This is a genomic window from Oceanobacillus sp. FSL W7-1293 (genome assembly GCF_037969815.1).
Lineage (GTDB): Bacteria > Bacillota > Bacilli > Bacillales > Amphibacillaceae > Oceanobacillus > Oceanobacillus oncorhynchi.
The window spans coordinates 3,052,877-3,068,096 of sequence record NZ_CP150212.1 but is presented as its reverse complement, the minus strand read 5'-3'; the positions used below and the strand labels follow the sequence as shown (position 1 = coordinate 3,068,096).

Annotated in this window: 16 protein-coding genes; all 16 read left to right on the top strand. The window is 39.8% G+C overall.

Annotated features, from left to right (window positions below):
- Nucleotides 1-253: 253 nt before the first annotated feature.
- The 16 genes from rimP to dpaB all read left to right on the top strand — a co-directional run bounded on the left by rimP (nt 254) and on the right by dpaB (nt 15,194).
- Entirely contained in the window at nt 254-724 is a 471-nt protein-coding gene (rimP, locus tag MKY65_RS15060; protein WP_339178163.1) for a ribosome maturation factor RimP, read from the top strand.
- Between the two features lie 42 nt (nt 725-766).
- Nucleotides 767-1,870 (top strand): transcription termination factor NusA, encoded by a 1,104-nt coding sequence (gene nusA, locus MKY65_RS15055; RefSeq protein ID WP_339178162.1) that lies wholly within the window; start codon nt 767-769, stop codon nt 1,868-1,870.
- 14 nt (nt 1,871-1,884) lie between these two features.
- Complete coding sequence (locus MKY65_RS15050; protein WP_339178159.1) at nt 1,885-2,154, top strand: YlxR family protein; 270 nt, start codon at nt 1,885-1,887, stop codon at nt 2,152-2,154.
- A gap of 1 nt (nt 2,155) precedes the next feature.
- Nucleotides 2,156-2,455: a YlxQ family RNA-binding protein gene (locus MKY65_RS15045; protein ID WP_339178157.1), complete on the top strand. Its 300-nt coding sequence runs from the start codon at nt 2,156-2,158 to the stop codon at nt 2,453-2,455.
- A gap of 20 nt (nt 2,456-2,475) precedes the next feature.
- Entirely contained in the window at nt 2,476-4,575 is a 2,100-nt protein-coding gene (gene infB / locus MKY65_RS15040) for a translation initiation factor IF-2 (RefSeq protein ID WP_339178154.1), read from the top strand.
- Nucleotides 4,572-4,850: a DUF503 domain-containing protein gene (locus tag MKY65_RS15035; protein WP_339178152.1), complete on the top strand. Its 279-nt coding sequence runs from the start codon at nt 4,572-4,574 to the stop codon at nt 4,848-4,850. Before infB ends, MKY65_RS15035 begins: the two co-directional genes overlap by 4 nt.
- A 33-nt stretch (nt 4,851-4,883) precedes the next feature.
- The gene (rbfA, locus tag MKY65_RS15030; RefSeq protein ID WP_042534967.1) at nt 4,884-5,225 is read left to right on the top strand and encodes a 30S ribosome-binding factor RbfA; all 342 of its coding nucleotides are present in this window, start codon (nt 4,884-4,886) and stop codon (nt 5,223-5,225) included.
- 514 nt (nt 5,226-5,739) lie between these two features.
- A complete protein-coding gene (gene truB, locus MKY65_RS15025; RefSeq protein WP_339185261.1) occupies nt 5,740-6,627 on the top strand; it encodes a tRNA pseudouridine(55) synthase TruB in 888 nt (295 codons plus the stop codon).
- A gap of 34 nt (nt 6,628-6,661) precedes the next feature.
- Nucleotides 6,662-7,606: a bifunctional riboflavin kinase/FAD synthetase gene (locus tag MKY65_RS15020; RefSeq protein ID WP_339178148.1), complete on the top strand. Its 945-nt coding sequence runs from the start codon at nt 6,662-6,664 to the stop codon at nt 7,604-7,606.
- 114 nt (nt 7,607-7,720) lie between these two features.
- The gene (rpsO, locus tag MKY65_RS15015; protein ID WP_339178146.1) at nt 7,721-7,990 is read left to right on the top strand and encodes a 30S ribosomal protein S15; all 270 of its coding nucleotides are present in this window, start codon (nt 7,721-7,723) and stop codon (nt 7,988-7,990) included.
- Between the two features lie 249 nt (nt 7,991-8,239).
- Nucleotides 8,240-10,354, top strand: a complete 2,115-nt coding sequence (pnp, locus tag MKY65_RS15010; protein WP_339178145.1) for a polyribonucleotide nucleotidyltransferase — start codon at nt 8,240-8,242, stop codon at nt 10,352-10,354.
- 170 nt (nt 10,355-10,524) lie between these two features.
- Complete coding sequence (locus MKY65_RS15005) at nt 10,525-11,478, top strand: polysaccharide deacetylase family protein (RefSeq protein WP_193065525.1); 954 nt, start codon at nt 10,525-10,527, stop codon at nt 11,476-11,478.
- A 25-nt stretch (nt 11,479-11,503) separates the two neighbouring features.
- Entirely contained in the window at nt 11,504-12,730 is a 1,227-nt protein-coding gene (locus tag MKY65_RS15000; protein WP_339178140.1) for a pitrilysin family protein, read from the top strand.
- 101 nt (nt 12,731-12,831) lie between these two features.
- Entirely contained in the window at nt 12,832-13,083 is a 252-nt protein-coding gene (locus tag MKY65_RS14995; protein WP_042534953.1) for a YlmC/YmxH family sporulation protein, read from the top strand.
- A 624-nt stretch (nt 13,084-13,707) separates the two neighbouring features.
- Nucleotides 13,708-14,592 (top strand): dipicolinic acid synthetase subunit A, encoded by an 885-nt coding sequence (gene dpaA, locus MKY65_RS14990; protein ID WP_339178136.1) that lies wholly within the window; start codon nt 13,708-13,710, stop codon nt 14,590-14,592.
- Nucleotides 14,589-15,194: a dipicolinate synthase subunit B gene (gene dpaB, locus MKY65_RS14985; RefSeq protein ID WP_042534950.1), complete on the top strand. Its 606-nt coding sequence runs from the start codon at nt 14,589-14,591 to the stop codon at nt 15,192-15,194. The genes dpaA and dpaB overlap by 4 nt, the downstream gene beginning before the upstream one ends.
- Nucleotides 15,195-15,220: the final 26 nt, after the last annotated feature.

Genomic DNA, 15,220 nt, shown 5'->3' with positions numbered 1-15,220 from the left:
TGGAGAAACTAAAAGAAATTAGTTGAGGGTAAAAAGCGCTGTAGTATTGATTTGGAGGTTTGCAAAGGGGTATAGAATATGCTATACTATTTTTGTTTAGAATGTTCGATACGTACGAATGTAAAGAGTGGGTGCACACCCACTCTTTATTCATACCTCGCCTAAACAAGACTCTCTGCTTCCCCCGCCGTATTTTAGGCAGGGGTTTTATATTGATTGAAGGCGTGAGGACATGGTTAAAGGAGGTTTACACTTGAGTTCCAAGATAATTGAGATAACAACCGAATTAGTTAATCCGATTTTAGAAGAGAAAAATTTAGAATTAGTTGATATCGAGTATGTGAAAGAAGGGAAAAACTGGTTTCTACGTGTTTATATTGATAAAGAAGGTGGTATTGACATTGTAGAATGCGGTGAGGTCTCTGAACAGTTAAGTGAAAAACTGGATAAAGCTGACCCGATAAAAGAAGCTTATTTTCTAGAAGTATCTTCCCCGGGAGTTGAAAAACCGTTAAAAACACTGGATGACTTTAAAAAGAACATTGGTAACAATGTTTTTGTGAAGTTATATGAAAAAATTGATGGTGAAAAAACGTATGAAGGCATTTTACAAAATGTAGAGAACGATACCCTTTCTATTGAATACAAAATTAAAACGAGAAAGAAAATCGTAGAAATACCTTATGATAAGGTAGCAAAAGCAAGACTGGCAGTCTTGTTTTAATGAAGAGTACGAGAACAACATCCAAAAGGGGGAAAACAAAAAGTGAGCACGCAGTTGTTTGATGCGATTGATCATTTAGCAAAAGAAAAAGGGATAGACAAGGATATATTGATGGAGGCTTTGGAAGCAGCGCTTATTTCTGCTTATAAAAAGAATTTTAAGTCCGCATCGAATGTTCGGGTAGAGTTGAATGAAATTACTGGAAAGATGGCTGTTTACGCAAGAAAAACAATTGTCGAAAATGTAGAAGACTCGCAGCTGGAAATATCTCTTGACGAAGCAAAAAGTATTAATCCGAATTATGATGTAGATGATGTTATTGAAGTGGAAGTAACACCGAAAGATTTTGGACGTATTGCTGCCCAGGCTGCTAAACAAGTAGTTACCCAGCGAGTGCGTGAAGCAGAACGAGGCGTTATCTTCTCTGAGTATATTGATAGAGAAGAAGATGTCATGACTGGAATTATTCAGCGTAAAGATTCACGTTTCGTCTATGTGAACCTTGGCAAAATTGAAGCCAAGCTGGCAGAGGCAGAACAGATGCCTACAGAAGAATACCATATTCATGACCGGCTGAAGGTTTACGTGACAAAGGTTGAGAATACAAGCAAGGGGCCGCAAATCTATATTTCCCGCTCACATCCAGGCTTGTTAAAGCGTTTATTTGAAATGGAAGTTCCTGAAATTTATGATGGAATTGTTGAAATTAAATCTGTTTCCCGTGAAGCTGGCGACCGCTCTAAAATTTCTGTTCATGCACCAGACCCGGAAATTGATCCGGTGGGATCTTGTGTGGGCCAAAAAGGACAGCGTGTGCAAGCAATCGTAACAGAATTAAAAGGTGAAAAAATCGATATTGTAGAGTGGTCTGAGGATCCTGTCGTTTATGTATCGAACGCATTAAGTCCTTCTAAAGTATTGAAAGTATTTGTTGATGAGGAAGAAAAAGCAACGACAGTCGTTGTTCCAGATTATCAACTGTCTCTGGCAATCGGTAAAAGAGGACAAAATGCACGTTTAGCCGCTAAACTTACAGGCTGGAAAATTGATATCAAAAGTGAAACGGATGCAAGAGCAGAAGGTTTGCTGGATGATGCAGAAATAGAAGAAGCTTATTCTGACAACGATGAAGATTTGTTTGAATAAGGAGGTATTTTAACTTGGCTAAGAAGAAAAAGATACCAGAGAGAAAATGTGTTATTACAAATGAAATGAAGCCTAAAAAAGAATTGATCCGCATTGTCCGGAATAAAGAAGGGGAAGTGTTCGTTGACGTAACTGGCAAGAAAAACGGACGAGGAGCTTACCTTTCCAAGAATAAGTCTGTGATAGAACAGGCTCGGAAAACCAATGCGCTTAACAAAATTTTGAACGCAGAAGTAAGTCCAACAATCTACGATGAGTTAGAAGCTTTAGTAGAGGGAGAATGACATGAATCCTAATTATTTGAACATCATTGGTCTCGCTGTCCGGGCAGGGAAATGCTCAACAGGAGAAGACACTATTTTAAAGGATATTCGTAAAGGTCGTGCAAAGCTTGTTTTATTGGCAGAAGATATTGGACCGCAAACCAAAAAGAAACTTTCGGATAAATGTACCTCGTACAAAGTTCCGTATCGACTTGTTGATAACCGGGATATCTTATCGCAGGCAATCGGGAAAGAACAGCGAGTAGCTATAGCAATACTAGATTCAGGCTTTGCAAAAAAACTCCTTACTCTAGTTGGATAAATAAATCCGGGGGTGAACGCATGAGCAAAATACGTGTATATGAATATGCGAAGAAAAATAAGGTAGCGAGTAAAGAAGTCATTCAATTTTTAAAAGAAAAGAATGTGGAGGTTTCCAACCACATGTCTACGATTTCTGACAATGAAATCAAACAATTGGATGAAAAATTTAACCCGCAGCCAAAACAAGATAAAAAGAAAAACGATCAAGTAAATACGAATAAACAGCAAAAGAATAAAAATACCGGAAATAAACCAAATACAAATCGGAATCCTAAAAAAGATAATCCGAAAAATAAAAAACAAAAAACCTCTAACAAAGGTAAACAACATCAACCACAAAAGGAGCAGTCGTTAGTGAAAGAGACTCCAAGTAAAATTACGTACCACGGTATATTGACCGTACAAGATTTAGCAGAAAAACTTCATAAAGAACCTGCAGAAATCATCAAGAAATTAATGTTTATGGGTATCATGGCTACAAAAAACCAAGACCTTGAAGATGATGCTGTAGAGCTGATTTGTGATGAATATAATGTCGAGGTCGAAAAAGAAATTATTTTGGAAGATACAGACCTTGATAAATATATTGAAGAAGATGACAGTGAAAAATTGCAGGAGCGTCCTGCTGTTGTTACCATTATGGGACATGTTGACCACGGGAAAACAACGTTATTAGATGCTATACGCCATACGAAGGTTACTGCTGGTGAAGCTGGTGGAATCACACAGCATATTGGCGCTTACCAAGTTGAAAATGATGGCAAAAAAGTTACATTTTTAGATACACCGGGTCACGCAGCGTTTACAAGTATGCGTTCGCGCGGTGCACAAGTAACAGATATTGCTATTTTAGTTGTCGCAGCAGATGATGGCGTGATGCCGCAGACAGTGGAAGCAATCAACCATGCGAAAGCTGCTGGAGTACCAATTATTGTTGCTGTTAATAAAATGGATAAAGAAGGCGCGAATCCGGACCGCGTGATGCAGGAATTAACAGAGCATGAACTGATTCCTGAAGATTGGGGCGGAAGCACTATCTTTGTTAACCTTGCTGCACTTAAAGGGGAAGGTATTGACGATCTGCTGGAAATGATTTTATTAGTTGCAGAGGTAGAAGAATTAAAAGCAAATCCAGATGCGAAAGCTTTCGGTACAGTAATCGATGCACAGTTAGATAAAGGCAGAGGTTCTGTAGCAACACTGCTTGTGCAAAACGGTACCCTGCATGTAGGAGATCCGCTTGTTGTCGGCAGTACGTATGGTAAAGTTCGTGCTATGGTAAATGATTTAGGACAACGCGTGAATCAAGTAGGACCGTCAGCTCCAGTTGAAATTACGGGGTTACAGGATGTTCCGCAGGCAGGAGACCAGTTCCTTGCATTTTCTGATGAGAAAAAAGCGCGTCAAATCGGGATTGCTCGTCAACAGAAGCGGATTGATGAAAACCGCGGCGGCCAATCCACTGTCAGCCTGGATGATTTATTTGAACAAATCAAGCAGGGTGAAATGAAAGAATTAAATATCATTGTGAAAGCGGACGTACAAGGTTCTGTGGAAGCATTAGCCGCTTCTTTACGCAAGATAGAAGTAGAAGGCGTCAATGTTAAAATCATTCATACAGGCGTAGGAGCGATTACAGAATCCGATATTATCTTAGCTTCAGCGTCCAATGCGATTGTTATTGGTTTCAATGTCCGCCCTGATGTCAACGCAAAAAGAGCTGCAGAATCCGAAAAAATCGATTTACGTCTGCACCGTGTTATTTACAGTGCGATTGAAGAAATTGAAGCAGCAATGAAAGGTCTGCTTGATCCGGAATATGAAGAAAAAGTTATTGGTCAGGCGGAAGTACGTGAAACATTCAAGGTATCACGTATTGGTACCATTGCTGGAAGCTATGTAACAGATGGAAAAATTACCAGAGATTCGAGCGTTCGTCTTATTCGTGACGGTGTTGTTCTTTATGAAGGTGAATTACAAGCATTGAAACGGTTTAAAGATGACGTAAAAGAGGTACAACAGAATTATGAATGTGGAATTACATTGGCTAACTTTAACGATATTAAAGAAGGCGATATTATCGAAGCCTATGTAATGGAAGAAATGGAACGAAAATGATTCTCTATGCAGAAGTAGAGTGTATGTTGTATGAAGGAAATTCCTTAAAAGCAAAGCGCTCCGTGTTGAAACGGGTTATAAATAAACTGCGCCAATCGTTTAATGTTTCTGTAACTGAGCTTGAATTTCACGATTTATGGCAACGAACCAAACTTGGGATAGTTATTATTTCGACGGATTATGTGCATGCTGAAAAAGTAATACAACAAGCTTTACACACAATAGATTCTTTTTCTGAATTAGAAAGAACTATAACGAGTATCGAACGATTATAACGAAAATGCATAGAGCTATGTGAGGTGAGATAAATGGCTGAATTAAGAGCTCATCGAGTTGCAGAGCAGATGAAAAAAGAACTGGGTGATATTTTATCCAGAAAAATCAAAGACCCCCGCGTTGGCTTTGTGACGGTTACTGATGTAGAAGTAACCGGTGATCTGCAGCAGGCGAAGATTTTTATTTCTGTATTAGGTGATGAGAAGAAAAAGCAGGAAACCTTATTGGGGCTTGCAAAAGCAAAAGGGTTTATCCGTTCAGAAATCGGCAAGCGAATTCGTTTGCGCAAAACGCCTGAACTTACCTTTGAATTTGACGAAGCAATCGAGCAAGGTAACCGAATAGACTCTATCTTAAGAGATCTTAATAAGTAATGCTAAAAAACTGATCCCTCTGCTCCTTGGCAAGGATCAGTTTTTTTACAAGAATAAGAAAATATATAAAAAATGCTGAATATAGCCGCTTCAGAAATACACTCCGCTTTCCGTGGGCTTGAGCTCAGCCTCCTCGAAAAAAAGAAGTTCACTTTTTTCCTGCGGGGTCTTCACCCTGCGCATTCCCACAGGAGTCTCCGTGTATTTCTTCTGGGACTGCGATTACTCGCCCCATCAAAACCGTCGCTAGAATTTGCGTTATTTCCTTGAAAAAAAAAGCAAATAAAACATAATTGCACTTAGATGGGAGCGGAGGGAAGTCGACTCCTGCGGGAAAAGCAACAGGTGAAGACCCCGCAGGAAGCGGTTTTCTTCCGAGGAGGCTGAACGTTGCCCGCGGAAAGCGACTTCCCGGAGCGGACATCTCTTTGGCAAGAACACCGATGTTTTAAAGACCAAGCGGTATTCTTGGTTTTTCTTATTTATTTCAAAAGGAAAAAGAGGTGTAATGACGATGAATGGTATCTTGCCGCTGTGGAAGCCAAAAGGAATGACTTCTTTTGATTGTGTGGCTAAATGCCGCCGCTACTTCCATACGAAAAAGGTTGGTCATACAGGGACATTGGATCCGGAAGTGGAAGGCGTGCTGCCTATTTGTATCGGCAATGCGACCAAGATTGTTCCCTTTCTCACAGATACAAAAAAAGTTTATGTCGGGACAGTTGCATTAGGGTCCACTACAGAAACAGAGGACGCAACAGGGAATATTGTAGAAGAAAAAGAAGTTACGCACATGCCGGGAAAAACAGAGATTGAAGCGGTGTTAGAAACGTTTCAAGGAACGATCACACAAATACCGCCCATGTATTCTGCTGTAAAGGTCAATGGAAAAAAACTGTATGAATATGCCAGAGCAAATGAAGAAGTAGAAAGGCCAATCAGAGAAGTCTTTATTCATGATATACAGCTTGGGTCTATAGATGAGGAAAAAAGCACTTTTGACATCTACGTAGAATGCTCCAAGGGGACCTATATCAGAACATTATGTGTGGATATCGGGAAGGAATTAGGATATCCGGCACATATGCTGCAGTTAGAAAGAATCCAAACCGGTAGTTTTTCCAAGAAAAATACGGTCACTTTTGCTATGATAGAAGAGGCGGCTGCCAGAGGTGAACAAGACCAGCTATTAAGCCCGATTTCAGAGGGGGTAAGTCATCTAGTACACCAGGAAGTAGATGATGCATTAATGTTTCGCATTAAAAATGGTCAAAAATTAGCTGTTACCGATGCTCCTCTGACAAATAATCCGTTTGTGTTTACGAACAACGAAGAGGTATTAGCCATTTACGAAAAGCATCCGAAAAAACCGGATCAAATTAAACCATTAAGGGTATTTTAACGAGAGAAAGTGCAGGTGTAGCAGGATGAAAACAATGGAATTATCCTATCCGCATATGTTACATAAGGAGGATTTACCAGAAACAGTCAGTGCTATTGGTTTCTTTGACGGTATTCATAAAGGACATCAAAAGGTTATTCAGCAGGCCGTTAATAAAGCAAAAGAAAATAATATGGAGAGTGCAGTTATTACTTTTTTTCCGCATCCCTCTGTTGTATTGAGAAAAGACGTCCATCAGGTGAAGTACATAACCGTATCTTCTGAAAAACAGGAAATACTGGAAAAGCTTCAAGTAGACCGTCTGTATATAATCCGGTTTGATCAAGAATTATCGAAGCTCAGCCCGCAGGCTTTTATTGACCACTTTATTATTGGATTACATATCAAGCATCTTGTAGCAGGCTTTGATTACTCGTTCGGTCATAAAGGACAGGGCAAGATGACGGATATGCAGGATTATGCAAGAGATTTATTTACGTGGGAAACTATTGGTAAAATTACATTAGATGAAGAGAAAGTCAGCTCCACCCGGATAAGAGCGGAATTAGCATCAGGAAATATGGAGCAGGCAGCGCAGCTGTTAGGAAGGACCTTTGAGACAACCGGATTGGTCGTAAAAGGAGCACAGCGCGGACGTGAGCTGGGGTATCCAACTGCGAATCTGTCCATATCCAAGGATGCTTTATTGCCCAAGCAGGGTGTATATGCAACGCTCGTACGTCATCAGGATAAAATATATGGTGGAATGGCGAATATCGGAACGAATCCGACATTTACAGAAACAATGGAAAATCTGTCTGTCGAGGTGTATTTGTTTGACTTTGACGGGGATTTATATGGGGAAGAATTAACGATAGAATGGTTATCTTATACAAGAGAAGAAATAAAATTCGACTCAAAGGAAGCGTTGATTGACAGAATGCAGCAGGATGAGGAAGAAATTAGGGCTTATTTAGCAAATAGAAAAACTAATACTTGATTTTTCTCTTCAAAAACGCTATTCTTATATTTGTACAACCATCGCTTGGCATCACGTAACTCCGACGTATGCTAGGGGATTGGGGATAACAAATTTTATTTTGGAGGTGCCATCATGGCAATTACACAAGAACGCAAGAACAAAATTATTAATGAGTACAAGGTTCACGATACAGATACTGGATCTCCAGAGGTTCAAATCGCTGTTTTAACTGCAGAAATCACTGCATTAAACGAACATTTACGTACACACAAAAAAGACCATCATTCACGTCGCGGTCTTTTGAAAATGGTAGGTAAACGCCGTAATTTGTTAACTTACCTACGTAATAAAGACGTTACTCGTTACCGTGAATTAATCAAAAAACTTGGTTTACGTCGTTAATAAACGCAAAAAGCAGGAGCAATCCTGCTTTTTCTTTTATGTAAAAAATCCTATAAAACGATAGGCTTGTTCAATCAGGATGTATTTTGCGCGTCATATAAAAGGTAGTGATTGATTCCTGTCAAGCTATCGTTTATTCTATAAAAAGGGACTCTTTTGTAAATAATAGAAAATAGAAGAAAAATGTAATATATGAAGAGCTACATATATATTTAAATTGCTGTAGCCTTGAAAGGAGCAACAAAACCAATGGCAGATGAAAAAAAGCTATTCTCTACGGAGATTTCAGGAAAGAAATTTACGGTTGAAGTAGGGGAGCTGGCAAAACAAGCAAATGGGGCCTGCATGATTCATTATGGAGATACGTCGGTACTGTCTGTAGCAACAGCTTCCAAAGAACCGAAAGATTTACCATTCTTTCCGTTAACTGTGAATTACGAAGAAAGATTATATGCGGTAGGAAAGATACCAGGAGGATTTATTAAACGAGAAGGACGTCCGAGCGAAAAAGCAATCCTGTCTTCCAGACTGATTGACCGTCCAATTCGCCCGTTATTCCCTGACGGATTCCGTAATGAGGTACAAGTAATCAGCACGGTAATGAGTGTCGATCAGGACTGCTCTTCTGAAATAGCTGCAATGATCGGTTCGTCTATCGCTTTAAGTATCTCAGATATTCCTTTTGAACAGCCGATTGCAGGTGTTCATGTCGGACGTGTCGATGGAGAACTGATTATTAACCCTACGATCGAACAAGAAGCAAAAAGCGATATTGATTTAACGGTTGCCGGCACAAAAGATGCCATCAACATGGTAGAAGCCGGTGCGGATGAGGTGCCGGAAGATGTCATGCTGGAAGCAATCATGTTTGGTCATGAAGAAATCAAACGTCTCGTTGCGTTCCAGGAGGAAATTGTACAAGCATTCGGCAAAGAAAAATTCGAAGTCGAAATCGCAGAAACAGATGAAGAACTTGTACAAAAAGTGGAAGCAGAAGCAAAAGCAAAACTGCTGGAAGCAATTCAAGTTGTCGAAAAACATGCCCGCGAAGATGCAATTGATGCAGTGAAGCAGGAAATTGTTGAAAAGTATGAAGCAGAAGAAGCGGAAGAAGAAACGATTAAGCAAGTAAAATCTGTATTAAACAGTCTTGTGAAAGAAGAAGTACGCCGCTTAATCACCAAAGAAAAAGTACGCCCAGACGGCCGAAAAGTAGATGAAATCCGTTCATTATCTTCTCGTATCCATGTCCTTCCGCGTACACATGGTTCTGGTTTATTTACACGTGGACAGACACAGGCCTTAAGCATATGTACATTGGGAGCATTAGGTGATGTACAGATTCTAGATGGACTGGATTTAGAAGAAACAAAACGGTTTATGCATCATTATAATTTCCCGCAATACAGTGTTGGTGAAACTGGACCGATTCGCGGACCTGGACGTCGTGAAATTGGTCATGGTGCACTGGGAGAACGTGCGCTGGAAAAAGTAGTGCCAAATGAAAAAGATTTTCCTTATACAATCCGTCTTGTATCTGAAGTACTTGAGTCTAACGGTTCTACTTCTCAAGCAAGTATCTGTGCAAGTACATTAGCAATGATGGATGCAGGTGTTCCGATTAAAGCGCCAGTAGCTGGTATTGCTATGGGACTGGTGAAATCAGGAGAGGACTATACGATTCTTTCTGATATCCAGGGGATGGAAGATGCGCTTGGAGATATGGACTTTAAAGTAGCTGGTACAGAAAAAGGTGTTACTGCGCTGCAAATGGATATTAAAATCGACGGTTTATCCAGAGCGATTTTAGAGGAAGCATTGACACAGGCGAAGAAAGGCCGTATGCACATTCTGGATTCCATGCTTCAAACCATTCAGGAGCCAAATGATGAACTATCTGAATACGCACCAAAAATCTTGACCATGTCGATTAACCCAGATAAAATTCGTGATGTCATTGGACCAAGCGGAAAACAAATTAATCAAATCATTGATGAAACCGGCGTAAAAATCGATATTGAACAAGATGGTAATGTCTTTATCTCATCTACAGACAGCGAGATGAATCAAAAAGCGAAGAAAATTATTGAAGATCTTGTCCGCGAAGTCGAAGTCGGTCAACTGTACCTTGGTACCGTGAAACGTATTGAAAAATTTGGTGCTTTTGTTGAGCTCTTCAAAGGAAAAGATGGACTTGTCCATATTTCAGAGCTGGCAGAAGAACGTACAAATAAAGTGGAAGATGCTGTTTCCATCGGCGATCAAATCATGGTAAAAGTAAAAGAAATTGACCGTCAAGGAAGAGTTAACCTTTCCAGAAAAGCAGTACTGCAGGATGAAAAGAAAGAAAATGCTAAATCCTAGTAAGAAAAATAATTAATTAAAGAAGAAAATATATTTCTGTGATAAAAAAGAAGCTGGTGTTAAATTCAGTTTCTTTTTTTATGGAGATAGAATAAAAAATGCATCGCTTAAAATACATTCATACTTGTCCCTCTAAAAGCATAAAAATTATGAAGAGGGAGGGATTAAAAATGAAGCGGTATTTTAAGTATGTCCATGTTCTTGTTTTCCTGATTCTAATTTTCACGGTATTTGATATACGATATAATCCTTTTCAAACAGAGACGGTCATGATAGAACCATCAGAAATAGAAGTGAGTGCAACAAATGATGCCCTTTATATGGAAATTGAAGAAAAGAAAGAAGCTTACCAGGAAGAACCAGAAAATGCTTATATTGATGAGGTTTGGAAGAAGACACCAGGAAGAAATGGATTAGAAGTGAATGTGGAAGAATCGTATCAGAAAATGAAAGAAGCAGATAAATGGGATGAAAGCTTACTTGTTTTTAATGAAACCTCCCCTGATATCTTGCTGGAGAACCTGGAACCAGCTCCAATTTATCGAGGGCATCCCAAAAAAGAAATGGTCTCTTTCTTAATCAATGTATCCTGGGGGGAAGCATATATCCCGGAAATGCTGCAAATTTTAAAAGACCATCAAGTAAAAGCTACTTTTTTTATTGAAGGAAAATGGGCGCAAAATAATTCTGACCTTGTTAAAATGATTGAAGAGGAAGGACATTTAATCGGTAATCATGCCTATAATCATCCAGATATGGCTGCACTTGATAAAAGCAATGCCAATACGCAGATAGAGGAAACGAATCAAATCTTAAAAACCATCACAGGAGAACAGCCTAAATGGTTCGCGCCCCCAAGCGGAAGTTTTAAAGATGAAACCGTAGAAACCGCTGCAGAGCTGGAGATGGAAACAATTTTATGGACAGTTGATACAATTGATTGGAAGAATCCATCGGTATCTGTTATGGTTAATCGGATAGAAAAAAATGTTCACCCTGGAGCGATGATTCTCATGCATCCAACGCAGGCAACGACGAATGCGTTAGAGCAAATGATTACCATTATCAAGGAAAAAGATTATAAAATAGGAACCGTAGAATCGTTGTTAAGTGAATCACGTTAAGCTGAGATATTTAGGAGGATATGTATTGGTAGAAAAATATACAAGCAGTAATGGAGTACGGATTGTGTTAGAATCAATGCCGGCGGTACGTTCCGTCACGATTGGTATTTGGGTTAAAATTGGATCTAGAAATGAAAATCTCCATAATAATGGCATTTCTCATTTTTTAGAGCATATGTTTTTTAAAGGAACGAAAACAAGAAGCGCGCAGGATATTGCAGAAGCATTCGACTCTATCGGCGGGCAAATCAATGCTTTTACATCGAAGGAATATACATGTTTTTATGCAAAGGTTTTAGATACACATAAAGAATTTGCTTTGGAAGTATTAGCGGATATGTTTTTTGAATCTACATTCGATGAAGATGAAATGGAAAGAGAAAAAAAGGTTGTTTACGAAGAAATAAAAATGTGTGAGGATACACCGGATGATATCGTGCATGATTTGCTGGCAGAAGCCGCATATGGCGAACATCCATTAGGGTACCCTATTCTCGGGACAGAAAAGCAGCTGGCATCTTTTGATCAAAAGCAATTACAGGAGTATGTAGAAGCTAATTATACACCTGATAATGTAGTTGTTTCGGTTGCCGGCAATGTGCCTCATTCGTTTATCAATGATATCGATGCTTATTTTGGTTCTTTTACAAGAAAGGCAACTAAAGAACCAATCATCAAACCTGCCTTTTTACAGGAAGCGATTTACCGGAGTAAGGATACAGAGCAGGCACATCTTTGCCTTGGCTATAATGGATATGAAGCGGGAGACAAGCATTTATATCCATTATCTATCATGAATAACGTGCTTGGAGGCAGCATGAGCTCACGCTTGTTCCAAGAAATACGCGAGAAAAAAGGACTGGCTTATTCTGTTTTTTCTTATCATGCAGCATTTATAGATGATGGCTTGCTGACCATTTATGCCGGTACGGGAAAAGATCAGCTGGGTCAATTAGAAGAAGTGATGGATTCTACACTTCATCATTTTATAGAACATGGGTTAACAGAAAAAGAATTACGAAACAGCAAAGAACAAATTAAAGGAAATCTGATGCTGGGATTAGAGAGCACCAACAGCCGAATGTCACGGAATGGACGGAATGAATTATTATTGCAAAGACATCGTACCTTAGATGATTTGATTTTAGAGATTGATGGGATTACCAATGAACAAGTTACGGATGTTATTAAAAATGTGTTTAAGCAAAAGCCGTCACGGGCATTGATAGCACCGGAAGATACGCGCAAGTAAAAGCATGTTTTTCTTATTTTGGACATATAGTATATAAACGAAACTTCATTATTCTAAGGCTGTGACTGACTGCCTTCAGAACAGAGAAAAGGAGTTTTTCTATGGTACGCTTTCGAGATATGGGAGATAAGGAAATCATCAACGTGAACGAAGGAAAAAGGCTTGGGATGCTTGGGCAGACCGATTTAGAAATCAATCCGAAAACCGGGCAAATCGAAGCGTTTATTGTGCCGAGCTATAAATGGTTCGGCCTTGTAAAAGAGGGAGAAGAAACAAAAATCCATTGGAAGTCTATCAAAAAAATAGGGACAGATATGATCATGATTGATACAGAACTCCCTGAAGAAGGCTAAACAATGTAAAGCTTGTTTATTTTGCAGGAAAAGGTAATCAGACACACCTTTTCCTGCCGGATAAACAGGCTTTTTTTCTATGGGTTTCCCATCGGGACTGCGATTACCAATGTTGTCAGGTTAATGAATTTTTTATTTGTTACAGATGGGTAGTAAAAAACTATCTAGCGGAGGAAAACACGGAGACTCCTATGGGAAAGCGCAGTGTGAAGACCCCGCAGAAAAAAGTGTACTTCTTTTTTTCTACCCGCGGGGCATAAGTGCGACTATGCTTCTGTCTGCGCCTGTCGGCTTGCCAATCAGCAAGTCTTCTTTAAAGGAGGCTGAGCGCAAGCCCATGGAAAGCGTAGTGTTTTTCCGGAGCGGTCGCACTAACCTGACAACATTGCGACGGTTACTCGCCCCACTGAAAACCGTCGCAGCGGACATCTACTCGGCAAGAACTCCGATGTTTTAAAGAACAAGCGTTATTCTTGGTTTTTCTTATTTTTCGAAAATAGGTTTTCACCCTTCTTGCCAGGAAGACTGTATTTTAATGGCTAAATTGTTCACCACTGACTTAAAAATTCATAAACTATATCGAATCATGAATACGTGAAAAGTTGTCTGGAGGTTATACGTAAAATGAGTCGACGGATTGCAGTAATTGGTGGAGATGCAAGGTATTTAGAGTTAATAAAAATATTGAAAAGCAATCATGATAATGAAGTAATTCTTTGTGGTTTTGATAAATTAGAGCAGGGATTTACAGGATTAAACGAATCAGCACTGGATGAGTTGGACCAGAGCAAGCTGGATGTCGTTGTTTTACCGATAACAGGTACTGATTCAAAAGGAAATGTAGAAACTGTTTTTACAGATAAAAAAATTCATTTAGATGAAGCCTGGTTTCAAAAATTACATGCGGAATGTACGATTTTTACCGGGATGACGAATGCGTACTTAACAAGTATGGCGGAAAAAGCGGGTGTTACCTTAGTGCCGCTGCTTGATCGTGATGATGTTGCCATCTATAACTCCATTCCAACAGCGGAAGGAGCCATTATGATGGCTTTTGAGCATACCGATCAGACCGTCCATTCTTCCCGGGTGATGGTTGTAGGATTTGGAAGAGTAGGGAATACGGTAGCGAATAAATTTTCTGCGCTGGGAGCCAAGGTTTCTGTGTGTGCCAGAAGTATAAGGGATTTAGCGCGTATTACGGAAATGGGTTTACAGGCTGTGCCTTTACACGAATTAAACAATCATACAGAGAACTGTGATATTTTAATCAATACTATTCCAAGTTTAGTAGTAACCAAAGAAGCGATTCAAAATCTGCCGACGAATGCAGTTATTATTGATCTGGCTTCCAAACCCGGCGGAACAGATTTTGATTTTGCGAAAAAGCGTGGTATTCAAGCTATATTGGCGCGCAGTCTGCCGGGAATCGTAGCACCAAGAACAGCGGGGAAAATCCTTGCCAATGTGATGGAACAAATTCTGGAGGAGGAGCGTGTGTCAGAATGACATTCAAGAATAAGCGAATCGGCTTTGGCTTAACAGGATCGCATCATACCCTTCCTCATATTTTTCCAATTATCGAGGAATTGATTGAACAGGGAGCAGAAGTCATTCCATTTATAACAGAAATGGTCCAATACACCGATACGAAGCATGGAAAGGCTGCGGATAACGTGAAGAGGCTTGAAAAAGCAGCCAACCATCCTATTATTACCACTATTCCTGATGCAGAGCCTTATGGACCGGATAAACCGCTTGATGTGATGGTGATCGCCCCGCTCACAGGGAATTCGATGAGCAAGCTGGCGAATGCCCATACAGATAATCCGGTTTTAATGGCTGCAAAATCAACGCTCCGAAATGAACACCCTTTATTATTAGCTTTAACAACCAATGATGCGCTTGGGTTAAATGCCAAGAATCTAGCTGTATTGCTTAATGCAAAGCACATCTATTTTGTGCCGTTCGGGCAGGATAATCCGCATCAGAAGCCCTCCTCGCTCTCAGCAAACCTGGATCAATTAATCCCTGCTGCAGAGGCAGCGTTAAAAGGAAAACAAATTCAGCCGATTATTGTACCTTATTCCACGAAAAATGTGTTAAAATGAAGTTTAGTTGACATTTAATAAGTGGA